The following is a 25,200-nucleotide window of genomic DNA, read 5'->3' as shown; positions in this document are numbered from 1 at the left end:
TCTGATCAGGGCTTGCGGCCCACAATCACAGCGCGCATCGGCGCTGGCAAGCCTTCGACGGTCTTGCTGTGATCGGCAGGGTCCAGATAGTCGCTCAGTGACTGGAAGCGCATCCATTCGGTGCTGCGCTGCTCCTCGATCGTCGTATGGCTGACGTCGACGCAGCGCACGTCGGTGAAACCGGCGCGGCGCATCCACAGTTCCAGCGCGGGCACCGACGGCAGGAACCAGACATTGCGCATCTGTGCGTAACGGTCCTCCGGCACCAGCACCTGATGAACATCGCCCGGCACTACCAGTGTTTCCATCACCAGCTCGCCGCCTTTTACCAGGCAGTCTTTCAAGGCCAGCAAATGGTCGATGGGCGATTTGCGGTGATACAGCACGCCCATTGAGAACACCGTATCGAAGCCTTCCAGGTTGGCTGGCAAGTCCTCAAGTGCGAAGGGCAGATGCCAGGCAGGAAGGTCAGGCAGGTAGCGCTGCATGGCCTGAAACTGGCAGAAGAACAGCCAGTTGGGGTCAACACCAATCACGCTGTCAGCCCCGGCACCGAGCATGCGCCACTGGTAATAGCCGTTGCCGCAACCAACATCCAGAACCCGTTTGCCCTTCAGGTCCAGATGCGGCGATACCCGTGACCACTTCCAGTCCGAGCGCCATTCGGTGTCGATATGTACGCCGAACACATTGAACGGCCCTTTGCGCCAAGGCGACAGGCCTAATAACGCCTTGCGCAGCACGGTTCGGGTTTCGCCGTTGCACTCGGCTTGCAGGGTAAAGCTATCGAGCAGATCGATTCGCTCGGGTTGCAGGTCTGGAAGCGCATCCAGCGCACTTTGCCAGCGCTGCAAGTCACCATGACCCTTGGCCATTTTCGTATCAAGCTGGGCTTGCAAGCCGTTTGCCCAATCAGCCAGAGGGGTTCCCGCCAGACGGCGGGCAAGAGGAGCGAGATCAATCATGGCAGGGCAATCAACGAGGTGAAGTTAAGGCATTGAAACCAGGGCACCACCTTGGAAAAACCGGCGGCGAGCAGACGTTGGCGATGTTCTTCCAGGCTGTCGGGCTTCATCACGTTTTCGATGGCACTGCGCTTCTGGGCAATTTCCAGATCGCTGTAGCCGTTGGCGCGCTTGAAAGCGATGTGCAGATCCGTCAGCAGCGCATGCTCCTGTTCGTCATCAAAACGCAGTTTCTCCGAAAGGATCAACGCGCCGCCTGGCACCAGCGCATCACGAATGCGCCCGAGCAATATCAGGCGCTGCTCGGGGGCAATGAATTGCAGGGTGAAGTTAAGCGCGACCACCGACGCGGGCTTGAACTCCAGCGCCAGAATGTCACCTTCGATGACCTGCACCGGCAACAGCTCCTGAAACATGGAGTTCTGCGCATTGAGGTACTCACGGCAGCGCTCGACCATCGCACTGGAGTTATCTATCGCAATGACTTCACAGCCTTCGCTGCGTACATGGCGACGCAAGGCTTGAGTCACGGCACCCAGCGAACTGCCAAGGTCGTAAAGTACGGTATCCGGCTGGGCGAACTGCGCGGCAAGTACGCCGAGGTTTTCGACAATCGTCGGGTAGCCGGGCACCGAGCGTTTGATCATGTCCGGGAAAACCCGCACCACGTCTTCGTTGAAGGCGAAGTCAGGCACCTGGGCCAGTGGCTGGGCGAAAATGCGGTCGGTTTCTTTGCTCACGGCGGTTCCGGCGAAGGCTTTGAAAAGCGGGCATTCTAGCCAAGTTGTCGCCGTGATGCATGGTGCAGCGCGTGCCTTCGGACAAGCCGCGGGCAAACGGTCAGTTCACCGTGATTGCGCATTCGAAAGTCTGCTCCGGCGCCACTTCCGGAGCCCACGGCTGCTGATAGGTCATCACCAGTCGCCCGGTCCCTGCGTCGGTTGCCTTGTAGCGCCAGACTGACTGCCCGCCGCTGCCGACCATCTCCTTGCTCTCGGCGTTGGCATACACCTCCGGCCCGAGGCTGCGCAGGATGTTCTGCGCCGGATTTTGGGTCAGCCAGCGAAAGCCGGTTGTCGGGTTGCTGGGCAGGGTGAGGATCAGCGTCTGTCCGCTCTGGAGCGTCAGTGGGCAGTCGTTTTCAGCCTCGATGGACACGATGTTTTTCGGTGTTTGCGCGCACGCCGTCAGCAGCGCAAGGCTCAACGGTGCAAGGAAACGGGCAGGGGTCATGGCAAGTTCCGGTTTTGCGAGACGAGGCGCAAGGATAACCGATCAGGGTTTTAGGGGGGAGTACGGCAGGTATACCGCTCAGGATCGGAATCAGTTGATCAGATCAGATAGTCAAGGCCGTGGGAGCGGACTTTTCCGCGAAAGAGCCAGTATGATCGCCGAAAATACGTCGTCTGAAGCATCGTCTTTACGGACAAGTCCGCTCCCACGCCCTGCGGGCAGAAGCCCCGTTGTGGGTCAGATCATTCAGCGTTAAACACACGTCCGCTTTTGATTCTGCCCGAAGGGCGCGGGAGCGAGTCAGTGTGAGACGTGCCCCCGCATCAATCTTTAAAACAACACCTTCACCACATCTGCAAAGCGTTTGGCAAAGTGAACGGTGATGCCTTCCTTGAGATAGTCCGGCAGTTCTTCGAAGTTGCCACGGTTAGGTTCCGGAAGGATCAGTTCGTGAATCTTCTGACGTCGCGCGGCAATGACTTTCTCGCGCACCCCGCCGATAGGCAATACGTGCCCGGTCAGGGTCAGTTCGCCGGTCATGGCCACGCCTTTTTTCGGCGGTTGGTTACGCGCCAGGGACAGCAGGGCGCTGGCCATGGTAACGCCCGCGCTAGGGCCATCTTTCGGGGTTGCACCTTCGGGAACGTGTACGTGTACAAACGCTTCATCGAAGAACTTCGCGTCGCCGCCAAACTTCGACAGGTTGGCGCTGACGTAGCTGTAGGCAATTTCAGCCGACTCTTTCATGACATCGCCCAGTTGCCCGGTCAGTTTGAAGCCGCGATTCAGGGTGTGAATGCGCGTTGCTTCAATCGGTAACGTCGCGCCGCCCATACTGGTCCAGGCCAGGCCTGTGATCACACCGGTGCCCGACAGCACCTGTTCGCTGCGAAACACCGGCATGCCCAATGACGCTTCAAGGTCTTTCGGGCCGATCTTGATCACCGAGTCAGGCGTATCCAGCAGTTTGACCACCGCTTTGCGCACTAGCTTGCCCAGTTGTTTTTCCAGATGCCGCACACCGGCTTCGCGAGCGTAGCCTTCGATGACGGCGCGCAGGGCGCTGTCGCTGATGCTCAGCTTGCTTTTGGCAACACCGGCTTTCTCCAATTGCTTTGGCCACAGGTGGCGTTTGGCAATCGCAAGCTTCTCTTCAGTGATATAGCCGGACAGGCGAATCACTTCCATGCGGTCAAGGAGCGGGCCGGGGATTGAGTCCAGGGTGTTGGCGGTGCACACGAACAGGACTTTGGAAAGGTCCAGACGCAGGTCCAGGTAGTGATCGAGGAATTCGACGTTCTGTTCCGGGTCCAGGGTTTCCAGCAGCGCAGACGCCGGGTCGCCCTGGTAGCTTTGGCCCATCTTGTCGATTTCATCGAGCATGATGACCGGGTTCATGACTTCTACATCCTTCAGCGCCTGCACCAGTTTGCCTGGCTGGGCGCCGATGTAGGTACGGCGGTGGCCCTTGATTTCGGCCTCGTCGCGCATGCCGCCCACGCTCAGTCGATAGAATGGTCGCCCCAGCGACTCGGCAATCGAGCGCCCGACGCTGGTCTTGCCGACACCCGGTGGGCCCACCAGCAGGACGATCGAGCCGCTGATCTCGCCTTTATAGGCACCCACTGCAAGAAACTCGAGAATGCGCGCCTTGATGTCATCCAGGCCGGCATGGTGTTGATCGAGCACTTTACGAGCGTGCTTGAGGTCCAGCTTGTCTTCGCCGTAGACACCCCACGGCAACGAACTGGTCCAGTCCAGATAATTGCGCGTCACAGCGTATTCCGGCGAGCCGGTTTCCAGCACCTTGAGCTTGCCTATTTCTTCGTCGAACTTCTTGCGCGCCTGCGGTGGCAGGGTCTTGCCTTCCAGTCGCTGTTCGAACTGTTCGATGTCGGCACTACGGTCGTCCTTGCTCAGCCCCAGCTCCTGCTGAATAACCTTGAGCTGCTCCTTGAGGAAGAACTGACGCTGATGCTCGCCGATCTTGCGATTGACCTCGGCAGAAATTTCCTTCTGCAGGCGGGCGACCTCGACTTCCTTGCGCAGCATCGGCAGGACTTTCTCCATGCGCCTGAGCATCGGCACGCAGTCGAGTACCTCTTGCAGCTCGACGCCGGTGGCCGAGGTAAGGGCCGCGGCGAAGTCGGTGAGCGGCGAAGGATCATTGGGGCTGAAGCGGTTGAGGTAATTCTTCAGCTCTTCGCTGTACAGCGGGTTGAGCGGCAGCAGCTCTTTGATCGCGTTGATCAAGGCCATGCCGTAAGCCTTCACCTCGTCGGTCGGATCGTTGGGTTGCTGCGGGTATTCAACTTCCACCAGATACGGTGGGCGGTGATGCTTGAGCCAGGTACGAATGCGCACACGGCTCAAGCCTTGCGCCACAAACTGCAACCGGCCATTTTCGCGGCTGGCGTGGTGAACCTTGACCAGAGTGCCGTACTCGGGAAGCGCATCGGTCTTGAAGTGGCGCGGGTCTTCCTGAGGAGTGTCCATAAAGAACAACGCCAGTGAATGGTGCTCGGACTTACTGACCAGTTCCAGCGTTTCAGCCCACGGTTCTTCGTTGACGATAACCGGCAAGACCTGCGCCGGAAAGAACGGACGGTTGTGGATCGGGATGATGTAAACCTTGTCGGGCAGGTTCTGGCCGGGCAAGGCAAGCGAGGTGCTGTCGGAACTCAGAGACACGTTGTGCTCGTCTGCGTCATCGGGCAAATCTGGCGAGTCTGTCTGCTGGTCGCTCATGGGGCACCTGAGAAGTTGAACATGCTTCTTAGATGGGGCAGCAGCCCTCAGGTTTCAATAGTCTTGGTCGATAGTCTGTAAAGCGGTTGCAAAACTGTCATTTATTAGTTGTTGGTCCAGTCCGTGCTGGCCAGCGCTGGCTTATTTCATTTACGGCGCTGCCGTTATGGGTTGAATCAGGTATGACCAACGTATTTATTTCGGCATTACTGGCTGGACTATGGATGGCATCGGCTGCGAATGCATCGGCTTCTACCTTTACCGCGCAGGTACTCGACAAGCAGGGCAAGCCCCTCGCAGATGCAGTAGTGACGCTCAAAGGCCCGACTGATCCGTCGCCCGCAGTGCTTAAGGCTGCCATGGACCAGCGCGACCAGGAGTTTGCACCGCATGTGCTGGCGGTACACACCGGCACGCAGGTCAAGTTTCCCAACAGCGACAACATCCGCCATCAGGTTTATTCCTTTTCCCCGGCCAAGCGTTTCGAGTTGCGACTTTACGAAGGCACCCCCTCGGAACCGCTGTTGTTCGACAAGCCTGGTGTGGTAGTGCTGGGCTGCAACATCCATGACTGGATGGTCGGCTACATCTATGTCACGGACGAACCCTGGTTCGGCGTGACGGACAGCAATGGCCTGCTCAAACTCGATCAGGTGCCAGCCGGACACTACGCTGCCACGCTCTGGCATCCGCAAATTGAAGACATGCAGCCTGTATCGGGCGGTGAATTCGATGTGCCCGCATCGGGCCTCACCCAGCGTTTCAACCTCGCGGTCGAAGTGAAAGCCGAGGATAAACCCGGCAAGCCGGCCCCCGGCGGTTTCGGCGACGCTTTTCACAAGGCCGTACATGAATGAAATTTAGAGCCAGCTTTCAGGCACGCATTGCCGGGGTTCTGATTGTCCTGTTGCTGATTGTCGTGAGTGCGGTCTATCTCGCGGTCAAGGTTGCGACCGACGACGCGGTGCGCACTCAGGCCCAGGCGCAGCTGGAAGTGGGTAGCCGTGTGTTCGAGCGGCTGATTGATCTGCGCGGCAAGCGTCTGCGTGACGCCGTGCAACTGTTGGCGGCCGACTTCGGGTTTCGTGATGCTGTAGCGAGTGCCGATTCATCGACCATTCGATCGGTACTGCTCAATCATGGCAAACGCATCAACGCCAGCGATATGTTCCTGCTGGGCATGGATGGCGTGGTGGTTGCCAGTACCGAGACAGCGGTGCCGGAGGGGTCCAGGTTTGTCTATGACCAGGCGCTGCGCAACGCCAAGCGTGCCGGTCAGTCAGTGCTTATTATTCCGGGTGGCGGAATACCTCATTTGCTGGTGGAAAGTACCGTGCTTGCGCCGTTGCCGATAGGCCGCGTGGTGATGGGCTTCACCATCGACAGTGGCATTGCCGAAGAGCTGCGTTCTCTTAGTGGGCTGGAAGTGTCGTTTCTCACGGTGGAAAACGGTCAGTCCGGGGAACTGATCAGCACCCAGCCGAAAGCCTTGTACGCTGGTCTGATCGAGCTGATGCGCAGTTCCTCCGAAGGGCAGATGCTGCTGACCGAGCAAGCGAACCTCAACTTTCTCAGTCAAACGCTGATGCTGGCCAAAAACAGCAATGGCGACGACGGACAAGTGATCGCGCTGTTGCAGAGCCCGCTGGACAAGGCTTATCAAGCGTTTGCACCGCTGAATGAAAAGATTTTCTGGATTTCCATGATCGCATTGCTGGCGTCGCTGCTTGGTACGCTGGCGCTGGCCCGCAGCGTGTCGCTGCCGGTGCAGGAGTTGGCTATTGCGGCCAAACGTATTGGCGATGGCGACTATAAAACGCCGGTAACCCTGGTGCGCAGTGACGAATTGGGCATGCTCGCCGACGCGATCAACACCATGCAACAGGGCATCGCCGTGCGCGAAGGGCAGTTGGCTCACAACGCTCTGCACGACAACCTGACCGGCCTGCCCAATCGAGCGTTGGTGATGGAACGTCTTGGCAGTTTGATTGCGGCAAATCGCACGGTCGCCTTGCTGTATCTAGGCATCGAGAACCTGGCCACGATCAACGAAAGTGCGGGTGCCGAAGGCGTTGAGCAACTGTTACGCCAGTTGGGGCAGCGTTTGCAGGGCAATTTGCGGTCTGGCGACACGGTGGCACGGCTGAGTGCCAACGAGTTCTTGCTGTTGCTGGACAACACTGCCAGTGACGGCGCGGTGGGCATGGCCGACGCCGTGCAGCGTTTGCTCAGCGAGCCGCAACGTATCGACAACCATGATCTGATGCTTGAGTGCTGCATAGGCATCACGGTTTATCCGGAACACGGTGATTCGGCTCAGGAACTGGTCAACCGTGCGGCGATTGCACGCAAGGACGCAGCGTTCATTCCCGGTCGCCTGCAGATCTACCAGGACGGACGTGACCTCGCTCACCAGCGTCAGATATGTCTGATCCGCGACCTGCGCAAGGCTCCGCAGAATGGCGAACTGATGCTCCATTACCAACCCAAACTGGATATCCGTCAGGGCTATGTTCGTCAGGCGGAAGCCCTGCTGCGCTGGACTCACCCGCGCTTTGGCAATGTTTCGCCAGCCGAATTCATTGTGCTCGCCGAGCGCACCGGCAGTATCAACCTGCTGACCAACTGGGTTATCGAAGAGGCAATGCGTCAGTTGGCCGAATGGCGCCAGCGCGGTCTGGTGCTGCAGGTATCGGTCAACATTTCCGCCGACGACCTGCTGGGCGACGATCTGGCCGGTTATGTCATGAAACTGCTCAAGCAATACGCGGTGCCTGCCGAACAACTGGTATTCGAGATAACCGAGAGCGCGGTCATGAGCGAGCCGGAGAAAGCCCTAGTGGTTCTGCATCGTCTACGCGACTGCGGTATCAGCCTGTCGGTCGATGACTTCGGCACCGGTTACTCGTCACTGGCCCACTTGAAGCGTCTGCCAGTGCAGGAGTTGAAAATCGACCAGTCTTTCGTGCGCAACCTGGATGAAACCAGCGAAGACGCGGTGATCGTGCGGTCGACCATCGAAATGAGCCATAACCTCGGACTCAAGGTGGTGGCAGAGGGTGTCGAGTACCAACACAGTCTGGATCTGCTCCGGCGTTGGCATTGCGATACGGCCCAGGGTTACCTGATCAGTCGGCCGCTGACGGCGTCAGCATTCGAGGCATGGATTGCTACGTATCAGGCATCACCCAGTCTTATGGTGAATTAATCCATGTCCTACAAGACATCATTACTGTTGGGTTATCTTTTGGCGGGTGTGGCAGGGGTTGCCCCGGCGCTCGCGCTGGGCGACAACGGCCGACTTATCGCCACGGGTGGCGCAACCAGTATTGAGGGCAGCGCCGGTGGCGGTATCACCCCATGGGCGGTGATCACCGGTTACAGCGAGCAAGGCGAGTGGGGGGCGACAGCCTTCGCCACGCACATCAATCTGCCGGACTACAACCTTGATGTGGCAGGCCTCGCCGTCGCCTATGGCAACCGCGTCGAGTTTTCCTATGCTCACCAGCGTTTCGATATCAGCAACCTGCAGCACAGGCTCAGCCTGCCGGACGACAACCTCAGCCAGGACGTGTTCGGCGTCAAAGTGCGCCTGTTCGGCGACCTGATCTATGAAAGCCTGCCGCAGGTTTCCCTGGGCGTGCAGTACAAGCATCAGAACGATTTCCTGATCCCGAGTCTGGTGGGGGCCAAGCGTGATTCGGATGTCGAAGGGTATCTGACGGCCAGTCGGCTGTTCATGGGCGCGGCGTTTGGCTACAACGTCGTGGTCAACGGTGGCATGCGTTATAGCCGCGCCAACGAAACCGGTCTGCTCGGGTTTGGCGGGGACCGGCGTGACAGTCGCAGTCTGCTCAAGGAGGGCTCGGTAGCGGTGCTGTTCAATCCGCGCTGGGCGCTTGGCGTCGAATATCGCGAAAAGCCGGATAATCTTTCGTTTGCTGGCGAGAGCGACTGGGCAGATGTGTTTCTCGGTTATTTCCCCAACAAGCATCTGTCCGTTGTATTGGCCTACGCCCGTCTGGGCGAAATCGCCACGCTGGATAACCAGAACGGTACTTATCTGTCTGTGCAGGGGAGTTTCTGATGAGACGCTTGCTGATCTGTCTGATGCTGACGGTACTGGCCGGTTGCGCCCAACAGCAACAGCCCCCCAAGGATGACAGTCTTTATCGAGACCTTGGCCAGCGTGCCGGCATCCAGCGCATCGTTGAAGGCATGCTCATGAACGTGGCCAGGGATGACCGGATTGTCGAGCGCTTCAAGAAAGTCGACATCGTGCGTCTGCGCGACAAACTGGTCGAGCAACTCTGTGTCGAAGCGGGCGGCCCGTGCCGTTACACCGGTGACAGCATGGCCGAGTCGCACAAGGGCCAGAACCTTACCCCCAGCGATTTCAACGCGCTGGTTGAAAACCTGATCGCAGCGATGGACACCGAGAACGTTCCGGTTCCGGTCCAGAACCGTTTGATCGCCCGGTTGGCGCCAATGCGTGGCGACGTGGTTGGCAAGTAATTCGTAGCCTTTAAATGCACTCTGACTATCGTGCCAATGCTCCGCGTTGGCATGCCGTTGGTGACGCTCAGCGTCACAAATCGCCGTCGCGCCGCGCGCTCAGGATTGGACGCAGAGCATCCAGAACGGAGTTCCCACTGGAGCGTGTGCAATGAGTCTTCCAGCCATGCCTCAACTCAACCGCGTCAGGTACCCCGGCACTTCCTGCTCCGGCAGTACCGACAGCACTTTCAGGCGCTGGAGCATGCGCTGCCGGGCGCGTTGCAGGTGCTCCTTGAGGTTCAAGGCCGCGGCGTCGAAAGCACCGTGCAGCAGCAACTCAATGATCAGCCGGTGCTCGGCCAGCATCGCTTCATCCGCGCCAATTTCCAGCAACCGGTAGAAAATCCGATTGATGATCATTGGGCTCTGCGCCTGACTGATCAGGGTAGCGATCTTGCGGTTTTGCAGGCCGCCCAGACACTGCTGATGCAGGTCGTCCTCAAGGCGCTCTATTTCCTCCAGGCTGCACTGTTCGGCATTTTGCGCCTGAATGACTCTGGCCAGCATGGCCTCCAGAGTTTCGCGACTCAGCTGCGGCGCGGTCTGGCGCAGGGCTTCGGGCTCAAGGCAGGCGCGCAGTTCGTAGTCTTCGGTGATCTCCCGGGCCGTCAGCGGCCCTGCCAGCCACTGTGAGTAAGGCTCTTTTTCCACCAGGCCGCGATCACGCAAACGCATCAGCGCCTCGCGAACCACCGCGCGGCTGACGCCGTAGTGCTGCGCGGCGCTTTGTTCATCCAGCCGATAATGACCAAAGGCGATACAGGCCGACAGCGCCGCGCCGATCTCGTCATGAATACGTTCGCCGAGTGGGCGGGTGTCGACCAGCTCTTCGCTGCTGTCCAGCCCGAACTGCTTGTGGCTCAGGCTTAACCGCAACGGCTCGACTTCCCCGGCGTCAGGATTGACCAGGTAACCCCGGCCATCGAAACGGCTGATCAAGCCTTCTTCATGCAGCAGATTGAGCGCCTTGCGCACCGGCACCCGGCTGGTGCCGAACAGTTCTGCCAACGGTGCTTCAAGCAGCACCAGTCCATTGGCAGCCGCACCCGAGACGATTGCGTTACGCAACACCTCACGGATCGTGGCGTAACGCGACGCGGTGCGCGTGTCCTCTTCTGACATCGGTTTCATACACTTCTGGCGGTTGACGGACGATTCTCGCACAGAAGCGCCGTTGTCACCCTGGGCCACGTCCTGATGCTCGCTCATGGGGCCACCGTTACTTTTTTGCACTAAAATGTATCTTTTGTAAAAGATACATTATTTCTTTATGACGATCCTGCTCGTCCACGACGCTTTATCACAACTGATTGATGCCTTTGCAAAAAGGTTTCTAGTACGGCGTTTCCAGCGCGAAAGGGCCGTCAGCTTGATCGGGTCAGGGCGTCGCGACATGCAGATTGGCATGGAACCTGCCTTTGTTAAATGTACATTTTATTAATAAGTACATTTTTGAGGGTGTGATGTCCATGACCGATACCGGGAGTCACAGCGTTACCGGTGATGCCTGCGCACTGGCCGAGGATTTTGCCCAAGGGCGCAGTGACCCTGTGCAGGCTCTGGACAAGGCGCTGCAACAGGCGGCACGCGCCGATCATGTGTTCATTTCCATGAGTATCGAACGGGCACGCAGGGAAGCCGAAGCGTCTGCGGCCCGCTGGCAGCAAGGGCAGCCATTGAGCCCCTTCGACGGCGTGCCCATCGCCTGGAAGGATCTTTTCGACGTGGCAGGCAGCGTCACAACCGCCGGTGCTGCGGTGCGCAATAACCTGTCGCCCGCGCTGCTGGATGCGCCAAGTGTCGGGCTGCTGGCACGGTCCGGGATGGTCAGCCTGGGCAAGACCAATCTCAGTGAATTCGCTTATTCAGGGCTGGGCCTGAACCCGCATTTCGGTACGCCGATCAACCCCAACAGCGACGGCTCGCCACGTATTCCTGGCGGTTCGTCTTCGGGTTCGGCAGTCGCCGTCGCCAACAGAACCGTACCGATCGCCATGGGCACCGATACCGCCGGTTCTATTCGTGTGCCGGCAGCGCTCAACGGTCTGGTGGGGTTTCGCAGCACCAGCCGCCGCTATAGCCGCGACGGCGTTTTCCCGCTGGCGCTGACGCTGGACAGCGTCGGGCCACTGACCCGCAGTGTGCGCGACGCTCTAGTGATCGACGATCTGCTCTGTGCGCGCAGCAAACCTTCATCGTTGATACCACGCAGTTTGGCCGGTCAACGTTTCCTGCTCGATCAGGCGGTGCTGGAAGACGAACGAGTCACGCCGGCCGTTCGCGACAACCTGTTGCGTGCTGTTGAAGCCTTGCGTGCAAGCGGTGCGCTGATCGAGGTCAAGCCTTGCCAGGCATTTCAGGCCACGTTGCTGTTAACCCAGCAACAGGGCTGGCTTGGTGCAGCCGAGGCATTCGCGCTGCATCAGCCGTTGCTCGACAGCGACGCCGCCAGCCAGCTCGACCCCAGAGTGCGCAAGCGCCTGGAGGCCGCACGACATATGCCCGCCAGCCTGCTGGTCAATCTGTACGCCGCGCGCGAACGTTTGCAGGAGCAATTGACCCTCGAACTCGATGGCGCGCTGCTGATTACTCCAACTGTTGCTCATGTGGCGCCGCCGCTCGTGCCCCTGTTGAACGACGAAGAGCTGTTCATTCAAACCAACCTCGCCACGCTGCGCCTGACCATGCCGGGCAGCCTGCTGAACATGCCCGGCGTGTCGCTGCCCAGCGGCAGTGATGCCTCGGGCCTGCCCACCGCAGTGTTGCTTAGCGCTCCGGCGGGGGAAGACGCACGGTTGCTACGCGCAGCGCTGGCAGTAGAAGCACTGATCGCAGCCCCTTGAACAACCTGTGAATTTTGAAACCGGCCCGCGTGCGGTACATCGCGAAGCCGTTCTGATTAACCCGTGGGAGAACAAAGATGGCCAAAGAAATTCTGTGTGCGTTTGGTGTGGATGTAGATGCGGTAGCGGGCTGGCTGGGCTCCTATGGCGGCGAGGATTCGCCGGACGACATTTCCCGCGGCCTGTTCGCCGGTGAAGTCGGCGCTCCGCGTCTGCTCAAGCTGTTCGAGCGTTACGGTCTGCGCACCACCTGGTTCATTCCGGGGCACTCCATGGAGACCTTCCCCGAGCAGATGAAAGCCGTGGCGGATGCCGGGCATGAAATCGGTGTGCATGGTTACAGCCATGAAAACCCGATTGCGATGACCCCGGAGCAGGAAGAGATCGTCCTCGACAAGTCCATTGAACTGATCACGCAAATGACCGGCAAACGCCCGACCGGCTATGTCGCGCCATGGTGGGAGTTCAGCAACGTCACCAACGAGCTGCTGCTTAAGAAAGGCATCAAGTACGACCACAGCCTGATGCACAACGACTTCCACCCTTACTACGTTCGGGTGGGCGACAAGTGGACCAAAATCGATTACAGCCAGCATCCGGATACCTGGATGAAGCCGCTGGTACGTGGCGAAGAAACCGATCTGGTGGAAATTCCGGCCAACTGGTACCTGGACGATCTGCCGCCAATGATGTTCATCAAGAAGGCACCCAACAGCCACGGTTTCGTGAACCCTCGACATCTGGAGGAGATGTGGCGCGACCAGTTCGACTGGGTCTATCGCGAACACGAACACGCTGTATTCACCATGACCATTCACCCGGACGTGTCTGGTCGCCCGCAAGTGCTGCTGATGCTGGAGCGCTTGATCGAGCACATTCAAAGCCATGCAGGCGTCAAGTTCGTCACTTTCGACGAGATTGCCGACGACTTCGTGCGTCGTAACCCCCGTACCCGTTGATACATTGCCCTGTCCGAGGCGTCACTCATGTCCATTTACAACAAGCTCGACCTGACCGGCTGGAAACCTGAGCAATTGACTCCGGAGCAAGTACGGTTCGCCACATGGATTGCGTTTTTCGCGTGGGTGTTTGCGGTATATGACTTCATTCTGTTTGGCACGCTGTTACCGGAAATCGGTCGGCACTTCAGCTGGAGTGAGGTCGAACAGGCCGAAATTGCGACCTGGGTCGCGGTCGGCACAGCGGTGGTGGCACTGGCCATCGGTCCGCTGGTAGATCGCCTGGGACGGCGCGTGGGTATCATTTTCACCGTGAGCGGTTCGGCGATCTGCTCGGCGCTCACGGCCATCGGCGGATCATGGGGCAAGTCGCCGCTGATCCTGATTCGTTCGCTGGGCGGTCTGGGTTATGCCGAAGAAACGGTCAACGCGACCTACCTGAGCGAAATCTATGCGGCATCCGACGACCCGCGTCTGGCCAAGCGCCGTGGCTTCATCTACAGCCTGGTGCAGGGCGGCTGGCCGGTCGGCGCTTTGATCGCAGCAGGGCTGACCGCCGTGCTGCTGCCGATCATTGGCTGGCAGGGTTGCTTCGTGTTCGCGGCCATCCCGGCCATCGTCATCGCGATCCTGGCGCGCAAGCTCAAAGAGAGCCCGCAGTTTCAGATCCATCAACGTATTACTCAGTTGCGCAAGAAGGGCGACGTGAGCCAGGCACAGGCTGTGGCGCAAACCTACGGGGTCGATTACGACGAGCACAGCAAAGCGGGAATCGGTGCTGCCTTCCGCGGTTCTTCGTGCCGCGCCACGCTGGTGATCGGTGCTGCGATCCTGCTCAACTGGGCGGCGATTCAGGTGTTCAGTGTGCTGGGCACAACGGTGATCGTCAGCGTTCACCACATCTCGTTCGAGAACTCGCTGATCATTCTGGTGCTGTCCAATCTGGTGGGTTATTGCGGTTACCTGTGTCACGGCTGGATTGGTGACCGAATCGGTCGTCGTAACGTGATCGGTCTTGGCTGGATGCTGGGTGGTCTGGCGTTCGCCGGCATGCTCTACGGGCCGAGCAACATGGTGACGGTCGTTGGCTTGTACAGCCTTGGCCTGTTCTTCCTGATCGGCCCTTACTCGGCGGCCTTGTTCTTCATCAGCGAAAGCTTCCCGACCAGCATTCGTGCAACGGGCGGCGCAATCATTCACGCCATGGGCCCGCTCGGTGCCGTGGTCGCAGGCTTCGGTGCCACGTCGGTATTGAGTGCAGGTGGAGACTGGCAGACCTCGGCGTTGTATTTCGGCGCGCTGCCTTGCTTCCTGTCGGGTGCACTGATGTTTGCGGCCAGGCATGTGCGACCTGAAACCGTGAAATGAGGAGCAACACATGATTCGTAAAGTTGCAGTAGTAACCGGTGCCGCCAGCGGCATCGGCCAGGCGCTGGCAGTGGCTTTTGCCCGGCACGATGTGGCGGTGGCAGGCGGATTCTATCCGGCTGACCCGCATGATCCGAATGAAACCCGCAGGCTGGTGGAGGCGGCGGGTGGCGAATGCCTGATGCTGCCGCTGGATGTGACCAGCACCGAGTCGGTCGACGATCTGGCTGCGGCTGCGATCAAGGCCTATGGCCGAATCGATTACGCTGTGGCCAATGCCGGACTGTTGCGTCGTGCGCCCTTGCTGGAAATGACCGACGAACGCTGGGACGAGATGCTCGACGTGGACCTGACCGGCGTGATGCGTACTTTCCGCGCCGCTGCCCGGCATATGGGCGAGGGCGGTTCGCTGGTGGCGATCTCATCGATTGCCGGTGGTGTCTACGGCTGGCAGGACCATTCCCATTACGCCGCCGCCAAGGCGGGTGTGCCAGGGCTGTGTCGCTCGCTGGCAGTGGAACTGGCGCCCAAGGGCATCCGCTGCAATGCGGTGATTCCCGGTTTGATCGAAACGCCACAGTCGCTGGACAGCAAGAACTCGTTGGGCCCTGAGGGTCTGGCGCAGGCGGCCAAGGCCATTCCGCTGGGTAGAGTAGGCCGAGCGGACGAAGTCGCTGCGCTGGTACGTTTTCTGTGCAGCGACGAAGCCAGTTACCTGACCGGGCAAAGCATCGTGATCGACGGCGGCCTGACCGTGCGCTGGCCGGGGTAGATCGCGCAAATTCAACCAAGGAACCCGACCCATGCAACAGCTCAAACAAAAACGTGCGGTGATCACCGGTGCAGGCAGCGGCATTGGTGCTGCCATCGCGCTTGCCTACGCGAGTGAAGGTGCGCATCTGGTGCTGGGCGATCGTGATCCGGTCACTCTGGCCAAGGTTGCCGAACACTGCCGTCAGCTCGGCGCGCAGGTGCAGGAATGCGTGGCCGACGTCGGCAGCGTCGAGGGGGCGCAGGCCAGTGTCGATGCCTGTGTCGAGCATTTTGGCGGCATCGACATTCTGGTCAATAACGCCGGCATGCTGACCCAGGCACGTTGCGTCGACCTGAGCATCCAGATGTGGAACGACATGCTGCGCGTCGACCTGACCAGCGTATTTGTGGCCAGCCAGCGCGCCTTGCCGCACATGATTGCCCAGCGTTGGGGACGCATCATCAATGTTGCCTCGCAATTGGGCATCAAAGGCGGTGCCGAGTTGACCCATTACGCTGCTGCCAAGGCCGGGGTGATCGGTTTCAGCAAATCCCTTGCGCTGGAAGTCGCCAAGGACAACGTGCTGGTCAATGCCATCGCTCCCGGCCCTATCGAAACACCGCTGGTCGCCGGGATCAGCAGCGCGTGGAAAACCGCCAAGGCTGCCGAGTTGCCGCTGGGGCGTTTCGGTCTGGCCGAGGAAGTTGCGCCGGTGGCGGTGCTCTTGGCCAGCGAGCCGGGTGGCAACCTGTTCGTCGGCCAGACGCTAGGCCCCAATTCCGGCGACGTCATGCCATGAGCAAACTGCTGGAGAACACTTGATGTGTGGATTGTGCGGGCTGTTGGGCGAAGATGTGCACTGGAGCGACCCACTGGCTGCCGAACTGCCCCGGCGGCGTGAGCGTTTGCGGCGTATTGCCGCGATCAACAAGGTGGTGGCTCCTTTTCGCCTTAAGGTCGAGGACTTTCAGGGCGTTTCCTACCTTCTGCTGGGGGCCACCGGCAAGCAGGAACTGGCGACCGGCCTGGAGCAGCTCTGGCAGAAAGCCGAGTTACTGATTGGTCGCCCGCTCGACCCGCTGGATTCCCGTTTGCTCGACCATCTGCAGAGGTCATCATGAGCATTGCTCTCAATGTGATTACCGGCTTTCTCGGCAGCGGCAAGACCACGTTGCTCAAACGCCTGCTGGCCGATGAAGACATGGGCGAAACTGCGCTGTTGATCAACGAATTCGGCGATGTCGGTATCGATCATCTGCTGGTTGAAGAGGTTGCTCCGGATACCGTTCTGCTGCCCAGCGGTTGTGTCTGCTGCACCGTCAGGGGGGAGCTGAAAGATGCGTTGCTCGGCCTTCTGGAGCGACGTAATCGTGGCGAGATTCCAGCGTTTCGCCGGGTGATCCTGGAGACCACCGGCCTTGCGGATCCCGCACCGATTCTCACCACGCTGAGCAATGACCCGCAACTGCGCGGGCGTTTTCATATCGGCCTGATCGTCACGTTGGTGGACGCCTGCCACGCAAAACTGCAAGAGCGTCTGCATCCGGAGTGGCTGGCTCAGATCGCGGCGTCGGACCGGCTGTTGTTGAGCAAGACCGATCTGGTCGATCAGCCCGCACTGGATGCGCTTCGTCAGCACCTGCAAGCGCTGAATTTCTCTGCACCGCTGCGGGATACGGCGCAGATCCACAGTGGCGATCAACTGTTGCTGGGCGAGGGCATGCGCAGCGACGAACCGGCCGCTGAAGTGACGCGTTGGCAACTGCATCGGGTGCTGTCGACTTCCGCGCGGCATGGTGATGCGCAGGTCTGTTGCCTGACGTTCGAGCGGCCTCTGGACTGGGTCGGTTTCGGGGTGTGGCTGTCGATGCTGTTAAGATGCCACGGTGAACGAATCCTCCGTGTCAAAGGACTGCTCAACGTGAACGACAACCAGGCTCCCATCGTGATTCATGGTGTGCAGCATTGTCTGCATGCGCCGGTGCATCTTGCAGCCTGGCCAGGAGAGGATCGTACTTCCCGGCTGGTGTTCATCCTGCGCGGTCTTGATCCCGAGTTGCTGCGTCATTCATTCGAAGTGTTTTCCAGCAGCTTCGCGCCCTCACTCAGCGAGTCTGCGGCATGACCATTACCTTGCGTGTACTGGGTACGTCCGTGACCTTGCTGGAGTCCTTGCGTGAGCGGGCCGAGCAGGAACTGGGCATCAAGCTGATCTATCAGATCCATGACGTGCAGACCGCGCAACGCATCGCGGTCATGCAGCCCGACAGCTACGACCTTTACGATCAGTGGTTTCATAACGTTGATTTCGTCTGGCCTGCGCGGGCCATTCAACCCATCGATACGCGGCGCATCGCGCTTTGGCACGAAATCAACGACCTGCCCAAACAGGGGCGACTAAGACCCACCGATCAACCGGGCAGCGGCAGTGTGCCCAGCGAACGTCTGTTCGTGCAGCACGATGGCAGCCTGGGCAGTGCGGTGACTGAGCGCATCAGTATGTTGCCGCTGACTCACAACGCCGACAGTTTCGCCTATCGCCCCGAGCGTTTGCCGGATGGGCTGAGTCCTGCTGACGAAAGTTGGGGCTGGTTGCTCGACCCTGTGTGGGGTGGGCGCATCGCCTTGCAGAGCGACGCTGCTATCGGCGCACTGGATGCCGCATTGGCTGTGCAGGGCGCTGGGCTGGCGGCGTTCAAGGACATCGGCAACATGAGCATCGAAGAAATCGACGTGTTGGCCGACGTGCTGGTGCGCAAACAGCAGCAAGGGCATTTTGGCGCGTTCTGGTCAGACGACGAAGAAGCCGCCGAACTGATGCTCAGCCCGACCATCGACATTCAGAGCCTCTGGTCACCGACCCTGGTCAGGTTGCACCGCGCGGGTGTTAAGTACCGTGTGGCAGTGCCCAAAGAGGGTTATCGCGGCTGGTTCGGCGGGCTGTCTTTATCGCGCCACGCCAAAGGCCCGGTGCTGGATGCAGCCTACGCCTACCTGAACTGGTGGCTGTCCGGCTGGCCGGGCGCAGTGATGGCGCGACAGGGGTATTACATCGGTAATCCGGCGCGCAGTCGTGATCATCTGAGTGCCGCAGAATGGGATTACTGGTACGCCGGTCTGCCCGCCCGCGAGCAACTGCTCGGCAGCGACGGCCTGCCACTGATCGACGCCGGAGAGATCCGCGACGGCGGTTCCTACGAGGAACGCATGGGCCACATTGCGGTGTGGAACTCGGTCATGAACGAACACAACTACCTGGTCCGCCGCTGGAACGATATCCTGCGCGCCAGTGGCAAAAGCAGCGCCAAAGCGCGTTAGGCACGCATTCAAAAGCGGACGCAGAGCGTCCAGAACGGCATTCCCACGCTGGAGCGTGCGGAACGATAATCGTCGGAGCACCATCGTGCCAATGCTCTGCGTTGGCATGCAGTTCGTGACGCTCCGCGTCACAGGTCTGCGCCGCACCGCACATTCAAGAGCTGACGCAGAGCGTCCAGAACGGCATTCCCACGCTGGAGCGTGCGGAACGATAATCGTCGGAGCACCATCGTGCCAATGCTCTGCGTTGGCATGCAGTTCGTGACGCTCCGCGTCACAGGTCTGCGCCGCACCGCACATTCAAGAGCTGACGCAGAGCGTCCAGAACGGCATTCCCACGCTGGAGCGCGCGGAACGATAATCGTCAGAGCACCATCGTGCCAATGCTCCGCGTTGGCATGCATTTCGTGACGCTCCGCGTCACAGGTCTGCGCCGCGGCGCACATTCAAGAGAGGACGCAGAGCGTCCAGAATGGCATTCCCACGCTGGAGCGTGCGGAACGATAATCGTCAGAGCACCATCGTGCCAATGCTCTGCGTTGGCATGCATTTCGTGACGCTCTGCGTCACAGGTCTGCGCCGCACCGCACATTCAAGAGCTGACGCAGAGCGTCCAGAACGGCATTCCCACGCTGGAGCGTGCGGAACGATAATCGTCAAAACACCATCGTGCCAATGCTTCGCGTTGGCATGCATTTCGTGACGCTCTGCGTCACAGGTCTGCGCCGCACCGCACATTCAAGAGCTGACGCAGAGCGTCCAGAACGGCATTCCCACGCTGGAGCGTGCGGAACGATAATCGTCAAAACACCATCGTGCCAATGCTTCGCGTTGGCATGCATTTCGTGACGCTCTGCGTCACAGGTCTGCGCCGCACCGCACATTCAAGAGAGGACGCAGAGCGTCCAGAACGGTATTCCCACGCTGGAGCGTGCGGAACGATAATCGTCAAAACACCATCGTGCCAATGCTCCGCGTTGGCATGCAGTTCGTGAAGCTCTGCGTCACAGGTCTGCGCCGCACCGCACATTCAAGAGCTGACGCAGAGCGTCCAGAACGGCGTTCCCACGCTGGAGCGTGCGGAACGATAATCGTCAGAGCACCATCGTGCCAATGCTCTGCGTTGGCATGCACTTCGTGACGCTCCGTGTCATAGATCTACAGCCTTGTCCGGTAGCAAATGCAGCCGAGACAAGGTTTCAGTAGCAACAAAAAAAGCGGCTACCTCTCGATAGCCGCTTTCCATTTACCGCATTAATGCATCACTTCGGCAGTTTGAATGCCATCACGTAGTCACCCTGTTTGGTGCCCAGTGAACCGTGACCGCCCGCCACGACCAGCACGTATTGCTGACCGTCCTTGCCGGTGTAGGTCATCGGTGTGGTTTGGGCGCCTGCTGGCAGGCGACCTTCCCACAGCTGTTTGCCGTTACGTACATCGTAGGCGCGCAGGTATTGGTCAAGCGTACCGCTCAGGAAGGCCAGACCGCTCGCCGTTGTGATCGGGCCACCCAGGCTTGGAACGCCCATGGTCAGCGGGATCGGGATTGGCGAACTGTCACGCACGGTACCGTTCTTGTGCATCCAGATGGTTTTGTGGGTGGTCAGATCGACCGCCGCCACGTAACCCCACGCCGGTGCCTGGCACGGCAGGGCCATTGGCGACAGCAGTGCTTCCAGGATCACGCCATAAGGTGCGCCCTTGTTTGGCTGCACGCCTTCGGTTTCGCTCTTGCGGCCAGGGCCGCCTTCGACTTCGGCAGCAGGCACCAGCTTTGAACGGAACGCCATGTAGCTCGGGTTGACGAAGGCAATCTGACGAACCGGGTCGACGGAAATACCGCCCCAGTCGAACACACCGAAGTTACCTGGATAAACAATCGAACCCTGCAGCGATGGCGGCGTGAACGGGCCGTCGTAGCGCAGCGACTTGAAGTCGATCCGGCACATCATCTGGTCAAATGGCGTCACGCCCCACATGTCGCGCTCTTTAAGCGGCGGCGGCATGAAGTTCAGGTCGGACTTGGGCTGGGTCGGCGAGGTGTGATCGCCTGCAACAGCGCCTTGCGGAACCGGTATTTCGTTGATCGGCACAATGGGCTGACCGGTGCTGCGGTCCAGCACGTAGATGCTGCCCTGCTTGGTCGATGCCAATACCGCCGGCTTCACGCCATCAGCCGTTTTCATGTCCAGCAGGGTCGGTTGACCACCCACGTCCATGTCCCACAGGTCATGGTGGGTGAACTGGTAATTCCAACGTACGCGACCCGTCGCGATGTCCAGCGCAACCAGGCCCGCGCTGTATTTCTCGGAATCCGGCGTACGATCGCCGCCCCATTGGTCAGGCGTCTGGTTACCCATCGGCAGGTAGATCATGCCGAGCTTTTCATCGACGCTGAACATGGACCACATGTTCGGCGAGTTGCGCGTGTAGATCTTGCCTTCGGCAATCGGCGCAGTCTCTTCCGGGTTGCCGCTGTCCCAGTTCCAGACCAGACGGCCAGTGTGCACGTCGTAGGTACGTATCACGCCGGACGGTTCATCCATGGAGACGTTATCGGTAACGTGGCCGCCGATGATCACCAGGTCTTTGGTCACTGCCGGTGGCGACGTGGAGTAATAGCCGCCCGGCGCGAATGTGCCCATGTTGGCGGTCAGGTCAACCGAACCCTTGTTGCCGAAATCTTCACACATCTTGCCGGTATCGGCGTTCAGCGCGATCAGACGGGTGTCGGCAGTCGGCAGGAAGATTCTGCGTGGACAGGCACTTGAAGTGGCACTGGCTGCGGCCGGTGCTGCCGGGCTTTGTGCCGGGGCGCTGGCTGCATAGGCTGCGTCGTCATGATAAGTGACGCCACGGCAGGTCATGTGCGCCCAGCCTTTGAAGTTTTTCGCATTCTGGGTGCTGAGCTTCGGATCGAAGCGCCAGATTTCCTTGCCCGAATCCGGATCAAGCGCGATCACCTGGCTGTGCGGCGTACACACGTAGAGCATGCCGTTGACCTTGAGCGGGGTGTTCTCGGCAGTGGTTTCACCCGGGTCGTTCGGCCCAGGGATGTCGCCAGTGCGGAAGGTCCAGGCCGGTTCCAGTTTGTTGACGTTTTCCGGGGTGATCTGTGCCAGAGGCGAGTAGCGGTCGCCGAATGCGGTACGGCCGTAGGACTGCCAGTCGCCGTCAGGCATGGCCGGAGCGGTGTTGGTGGTGCCAGCAGTTTCGCGGTCCAGCTGGCCTTCGATACGGCCAGGGTTGGTGAACTGGCTCGCCAGCGCGGTCAGACCGGCCAGCACGACAGCAACGCTCAATGCGCCAGTGCCCAGGCGCGCCGGGCCATTGCGCAGCAGTGGCTTGCGGAACCACGGCAGCAGCAGGACGATGCCCAGTGCGAACCACAGCGCCAGGCGTGGCACCAGTTGCCACCAATCGAGTCCGACTTCCCACAACGACCATACGGTGCTCGCGAACAGCAGCAGTGCATAAAGGCCCAGCGCAGCCGCGCGACCAGTGATCAGCAACACGCCGGTCACGGCGAAGCCGATACCGGCCAACAGGTAATACAACGAGCCATCCAGTTGCAGCAGTCGGGCACCACCGACCAGCAAGGCCAGCCCCATCAACAGGATCACCAGCCCGAGCAGGGTCGGCAACAGGCGATTTCTATTTGAAGCACTGTCAGTGCTCATAATGCGAATCTCCGCGAGAAGTAAGTAGTTGATATCTTGTTTTCATGTACGCCGCCGACCCTGGCAGCATTCCTTGAGGCTGTTTATTGAAACGAATCACCGACGGTCGAATTCAACATCACACAGAACACGGTTGCCCATTCAGCGCGGCCCGGTCATTGATTCGTAGACCATTGCCGCCCGAATTCGTGCATAGGTGTTTATTCAACGGAGTCTCTTCAGAAAGGAAACCTGCAATCCTTAAACGCGCAATGATAGGACGCTAACGATTTTTCTAAAAGCGATAAACCTGACATGGATCATTGCAAGGTCGGCAACAGTGGCTCAAGTCGACTGTGTTTTATGAAAGCGCGGCGCTTACAATGGCAAACTTTTCGGGAAGACCTGCGCGCTCCAGGAAGCTGTTCAGGCTGCTATCCCTCTTCATCAGATTCAAGGCTCATCATGACAACACCCAATTCCGATCCGCTGCACGGCGTCACGCTGGAGCAGATTCTCAGGGCTCTGGTCGAACATTACGAATGGTCCGGCCTGGCCGAGCGCATCGACATTCGCTGCTTCAAAAGCGATCCGAGCATCAAATCCAGTCTGACTTTTCTGCGCAAGACGCCCTGGGCGCGTGAAAAGGTTGAAGCGTTGTATGTGAAGTTGCATCGCGGCAAGGGCTGGTAACAGGGCCGCCAGAAAGCCCGGCATGGACGCTGGAACTCAAGGATAACGATTGATGCACCGCGAACATTCAACTGCGCAGGGACAGCGCTATTACACCCTTGTTGCAGCCTGCCTCGGCTGGTCGGGGCTGGTCATCCAGCTGTACCTGATCTTCATTGGCCGTTATGCCGATCACGCCAGTCTGCTGGGCGGGCTGGTGCGGTTTTTAAGTTTCTTTACCGTACTGAGCAACACCCTGGCAGCTGTCGCGCTGAGTTGTGCCCTGACGGCGCGGCAGTCGGCAGGCCACCGTTTTTTCCGGCACCCGGTGGTGTGCGGCGGCATTGCGGTGAGCATTGCGCTGGTGGGCATCGCTTACAACATTCTGTTGCGCCATCTGTGGCACCCGCAAGGCTGGCAGTGGGTGGCCGATGAGTTGCTGCACGACATAATGCCGCTGGCGTTCGTACTGTACTGGTGGCTGTACGTGCCCAAAGGCGCGTTGCGCTTGCGCCATGTGCCGCTGTGGGCGATCTATCCGGTCATCTACTTCGCCTACGTCCTGCTGCGTGGCCACATGCTTGGTGACTACCTGTATCCATTCATCGATGTCGGCACGATCGGTTTTCCAAAGGCATTCATCAACGCGCTCGGCGTGCTGCTCGGGTTCTTGCTGGTTGCACTGTTGCTGCTTGGGGTAGACAGATGGGCGGCTCGTCGCACGATGTGAGTCGCCCAGGCTTGCCTATTCTTCAGTGCCGTCCAGCTTCCAGTAGCCAGCGGCCTTGACGAAATCCTCTTGCAGGCCGAACTCATCGAGCAGCACACGGCGCAGCTTGCGTGACAGCGCGGATTCAGTCGCGACCCACGCGTACAGCTTGCCCTCGGGCATCTCCAGGCGACGCGTGACATCCACCAGATTCTGCTCACCGCGTACGATCCAGATCACGTCGACCTGTGCGGCGCTGTCGAACACCTGCTGTTCCTGCGGGTTGGCCACTTCGACCACCACCAGCGCTGCACGGTTGGCGGGCAGCGATTCCAGGCGTCGAGCGATGGCGGGAATCGCCGTTTCATCGCCGATCAGCAGGTAGCTGTCGAACATGTCCGGCACCACCATCGAACCCTTTGGCCCTGCGATGTGCAGAAATTGCCCCGGTTCAGCCTGAGCCGCCCAGGTGGCAGCCGGGCCTTCGCCGTGCAGAACGAAGTCGATATCCAGCTCACCGCTGCTTTCGTCATAGCGACGCGGGGTGTAATCGCGCATCGGTGGACGTGGTGCGTCCTTGTCGCTGGTAGCGGTCAGGTCTTCCAGGGCAGCCTGTTCTTGCGCTGTCTGCGGGAAAAACAGTTTAACGTGGTCGTCTGTGCCCAGACTGATGAAGCCTGCCAGTTCCGGGCCCTGCAAGGTAATGCGGCGCATCAGCGGAGTCAGCTCTGTGACTCGCAACACTTTTAGTTTGCGACGCTTGATTTCATGCATGACGCGATGGATTGACTGGGGCGAATTCATGCCGACTCCTCCGAGGTAGGTTGAGGCCCATCGACGACAGCCTTGGCCGTGCTGTTGAGCAGTTCGCTGACCCGCAGAATTTCTTCCGGGGTCCAGCGGCCGTGGTGCATCTGCAGCGCGTGGCGCAGGTTGTGCACCGCTTCGTGGATTTCCGGCGGACGATCGTGGCCGCGCAGTGAGCGCTTGCTGACATCGATGCGCATGCGCACACCTTCCAGCGCCACGGCCTGATCTTCCAGGGATTGGCGACCCGCATCGGTGATGGTGTAGAGCTTCTTGCCAGCCTGGGCATCGCCGACCACCATTTCGCTTTCTTCAAGAAACGTCAGGGTGGGGTAGATAACGCCGGGGCTGGGGCAGTACGCACCCTCGAACAGACCTTCGATCTTGCGGATCAGGTCATAGCCGTGTGCGGGCTGCTCGGCGATCAGTGCCAACAGCAGTAATTTCAGATCGCCAGGGGCGAAAACCCGAGGGCCACGTCCACCGCGTTCACGGCCTGGGCGTTTTTCAAAACCGTCGCGATCTTCACCTGGTTCACGAAGATGCGGCGGACGATGGTGGGGAGGGTGTTTATCTTCACGCATGTTTTTGATCTCTGGTTACAAGTT

Annotated in this window: 22 protein-coding genes; 14 read left to right on the top strand and 8 right to left on the bottom strand. The window is 59.7% G+C overall.

Features of this window, described 5'->3' with window-relative positions; all coding sequences use genetic code 11:
- Positions 1 to 5 precede the first annotated feature (5 nt).
- From cmoB to lon, 4 genes are all read right to left on the bottom strand, one after another.
- Positions 6 to 965 carry a tRNA 5-methoxyuridine(34)/uridine 5-oxyacetic acid(34) synthase CmoB gene (cmoB, locus tag FFH21_RS21060; RefSeq protein ID WP_004664058.1) on the bottom strand — a complete coding sequence of 320 codons (960 nt, stop codon included), beginning with the start codon at positions 963 to 965 and terminating at the stop codon, positions 6 to 8.
- Positions 962 to 1,705 carry a carboxy-S-adenosyl-L-methionine synthase CmoA gene (gene cmoA / locus FFH21_RS21055; RefSeq protein WP_004658242.1) on the bottom strand — a complete coding sequence of 248 codons (744 nt, stop codon included), beginning with the start codon at positions 1,703 to 1,705 and terminating at the stop codon, positions 962 to 964. Before cmoA ends, cmoB begins: the two co-directional genes overlap by 4 nt.
- Positions 1,706 to 1,805: 100 nt before the next feature.
- On the bottom strand, positions 1,806 to 2,198 hold the full coding sequence (locus tag FFH21_RS21050; protein WP_002554900.1) for a protease inhibitor I42 family protein: 393 nt from the start codon (positions 2,196 to 2,198) through the stop codon (positions 1,806 to 1,808).
- 330 nt (positions 2,199 to 2,528) lie between these two features.
- Entirely contained in the window at positions 2,529 to 4,946 is a 2,418-nt protein-coding gene (lon, locus tag FFH21_RS21045; protein ID WP_004658241.1) for an endopeptidase La, read from the bottom strand.
- Positions 4,947 to 5,128: 182 nt separating this feature from the next.
- Between lon and FFH21_RS21040 the strand changes: the two genes are divergently transcribed.
- From FFH21_RS21040 to FFH21_RS21025, 4 genes are read left to right on the top strand one after another with little or no spacing between them, the layout of a single operon-like run.
- Entirely contained in the window at positions 5,129 to 5,803 is a 675-nt protein-coding gene (locus FFH21_RS21040) for a methylamine utilization protein (protein ID WP_019740850.1), read from the top strand.
- Entirely contained in the window at positions 5,800 to 8,154 is a 2,355-nt protein-coding gene (locus FFH21_RS21035; protein WP_011169350.1) for an EAL domain-containing protein, read from the top strand. The genes FFH21_RS21040 and FFH21_RS21035 overlap by 4 nt, the downstream gene beginning before the upstream one ends.
- Positions 8,155 to 8,157: 3 nt before the next feature.
- Positions 8,158 to 9,033: a DUF3034 family protein gene (locus FFH21_RS21030; protein WP_004664060.1), complete on the top strand. Its 876-nt coding sequence runs from the start codon at positions 8,158 to 8,160 to the stop codon at positions 9,031 to 9,033.
- A complete protein-coding gene (locus tag FFH21_RS21025; RefSeq protein ID WP_004658235.1) occupies positions 9,033 to 9,461 on the top strand; it encodes a group 1 truncated hemoglobin in 429 nt (142 codons plus the stop codon). Before FFH21_RS21030 ends, FFH21_RS21025 begins: the two co-directional genes overlap by 1 nt.
- 171 nt (positions 9,462 to 9,632) lie before the next feature.
- On the opposite strand, the gene FFH21_RS21015 is transcribed toward FFH21_RS21025, so the two are convergent.
- Positions 9,633 to 10,625: a GntR family transcriptional regulator gene (locus tag FFH21_RS21015; RefSeq protein WP_371217845.1), complete on the bottom strand. Its 993-nt coding sequence runs from the start codon at positions 10,623 to 10,625 to the stop codon at positions 9,633 to 9,635.
- Positions 10,626 to 10,972: 347 nt separating this feature from the next.
- Between FFH21_RS21015 and FFH21_RS21010 the strand changes: the two genes are divergently transcribed.
- From FFH21_RS21010 to FFH21_RS20975, 8 genes are all read left to right on the top strand, one after another.
- Complete coding sequence (locus FFH21_RS21010) at positions 10,973 to 12,346, top strand: amidase (protein ID WP_002554893.1); 1,374 nt, start codon at positions 10,973 to 10,975, stop codon at positions 12,344 to 12,346.
- A 77-nt stretch (positions 12,347 to 12,423) separates the two neighbouring features.
- Complete coding sequence (locus FFH21_RS21005) at positions 12,424 to 13,305, top strand: polysaccharide deacetylase (RefSeq protein ID WP_004658231.1); 882 nt, start codon at positions 12,424 to 12,426, stop codon at positions 13,303 to 13,305.
- Positions 13,306 to 13,332: 27 nt separating this feature from the next.
- Positions 13,333 to 14,673 (top strand): MFS transporter, encoded by a 1,341-nt coding sequence (locus FFH21_RS21000; RefSeq protein ID WP_011169349.1) that lies wholly within the window; start codon positions 13,333 to 13,335, stop codon positions 14,671 to 14,673.
- Positions 14,674 to 14,683: 10 nt separating this feature from the next.
- Positions 14,684 to 15,445 (top strand): SDR family NAD(P)-dependent oxidoreductase, encoded by a 762-nt coding sequence (locus FFH21_RS20995; protein ID WP_004664064.1) that lies wholly within the window; start codon positions 14,684 to 14,686, stop codon positions 15,443 to 15,445.
- A 31-nt stretch (positions 15,446 to 15,476) separates the two neighbouring features.
- On the top strand, positions 15,477 to 16,226 hold the full coding sequence (locus FFH21_RS20990; RefSeq protein ID WP_004664065.1) for an SDR family NAD(P)-dependent oxidoreductase: 750 nt from the start codon (positions 15,477 to 15,479) through the stop codon (positions 16,224 to 16,226).
- 22 nt (positions 16,227 to 16,248) lie between these two features.
- Complete coding sequence (locus FFH21_RS20985) at positions 16,249 to 16,548, top strand: hypothetical protein (protein ID WP_003431302.1); 300 nt, start codon at positions 16,249 to 16,251, stop codon at positions 16,546 to 16,548.
- On the top strand, positions 16,545 to 17,552 hold the full coding sequence (locus FFH21_RS20980) for a GTP-binding protein (protein WP_011169348.1): 1,008 nt from the start codon (positions 16,545 to 16,547) through the stop codon (positions 17,550 to 17,552). Before FFH21_RS20985 ends, FFH21_RS20980 begins: the two co-directional genes overlap by 4 nt.
- Positions 17,549 to 18,745, top strand: a complete 1,197-nt coding sequence (locus FFH21_RS20975; protein ID WP_004658224.1) for a PotD/PotF family extracellular solute-binding protein — start codon at positions 17,549 to 17,551, stop codon at positions 18,743 to 18,745. Before FFH21_RS20980 ends, FFH21_RS20975 begins: the two co-directional genes overlap by 4 nt.
- A gap of 1,262 nt (positions 18,746 to 20,007) precedes the next feature.
- Here FFH21_RS20975 and FFH21_RS20935 read toward each other — a convergent pair.
- Positions 20,008 to 22,425, bottom strand: coding sequence for a glucose/quinate/shikimate family membrane-bound PQQ-dependent dehydrogenase (locus tag FFH21_RS20935; RefSeq protein ID WP_011169347.1), 2,418 nt, complete (start codon positions 22,423 to 22,425; stop codon positions 20,008 to 20,010).
- A gap of 444 nt (positions 22,426 to 22,869) precedes the next feature.
- On the opposite strand from FFH21_RS20935, the gene FFH21_RS20930 reads away from it, so the two are divergent.
- The gene (locus tag FFH21_RS20930) at positions 22,870 to 23,097 is read left to right on the top strand and encodes a VF530 family DNA-binding protein (protein WP_004658220.1); all 228 of its coding nucleotides are present in this window, start codon (positions 22,870 to 22,872) and stop codon (positions 23,095 to 23,097) included.
- Between the two features lie 52 nt (positions 23,098 to 23,149).
- A complete protein-coding gene (locus FFH21_RS20925; RefSeq protein WP_011169345.1) occupies positions 23,150 to 23,806 on the top strand; it encodes a Pr6Pr family membrane protein in 657 nt (218 codons plus the stop codon).
- 15 nt (positions 23,807 to 23,821) lie between these two features.
- Here FFH21_RS20925 and FFH21_RS20920 read toward each other — a convergent pair whose 3' ends face one another.
- Positions 23,822 to 24,589 carry a siderophore-interacting protein gene (locus tag FFH21_RS20920; protein WP_005779257.1) on the bottom strand — a complete coding sequence of 256 codons (768 nt, stop codon included), beginning with the start codon at positions 24,587 to 24,589 and terminating at the stop codon, positions 23,822 to 23,824.
- Positions 24,586 to 25,176 (bottom strand): PadR family transcriptional regulator, encoded by a 591-nt coding sequence (locus FFH21_RS20915; protein ID WP_004658215.1) that lies wholly within the window; start codon positions 25,174 to 25,176, stop codon positions 24,586 to 24,588. Before FFH21_RS20915 ends, FFH21_RS20920 begins: the two co-directional genes overlap by 4 nt.
- Positions 25,177 to 25,200: the final 24 nt, after the last annotated feature.

Origin of the sequence: Pseudomonas sp. KBS0707 (assembly GCF_005937945.2) — a bacterium.
Taxonomy (GTDB): domain Bacteria; phylum Pseudomonadota; class Gammaproteobacteria; order Pseudomonadales; family Pseudomonadaceae; genus Aquipseudomonas; species Aquipseudomonas amygdali.
Note: the sequence above shows the minus strand (reverse complement) of the source record. Positions and strands in the feature narration are given on the sequence as shown.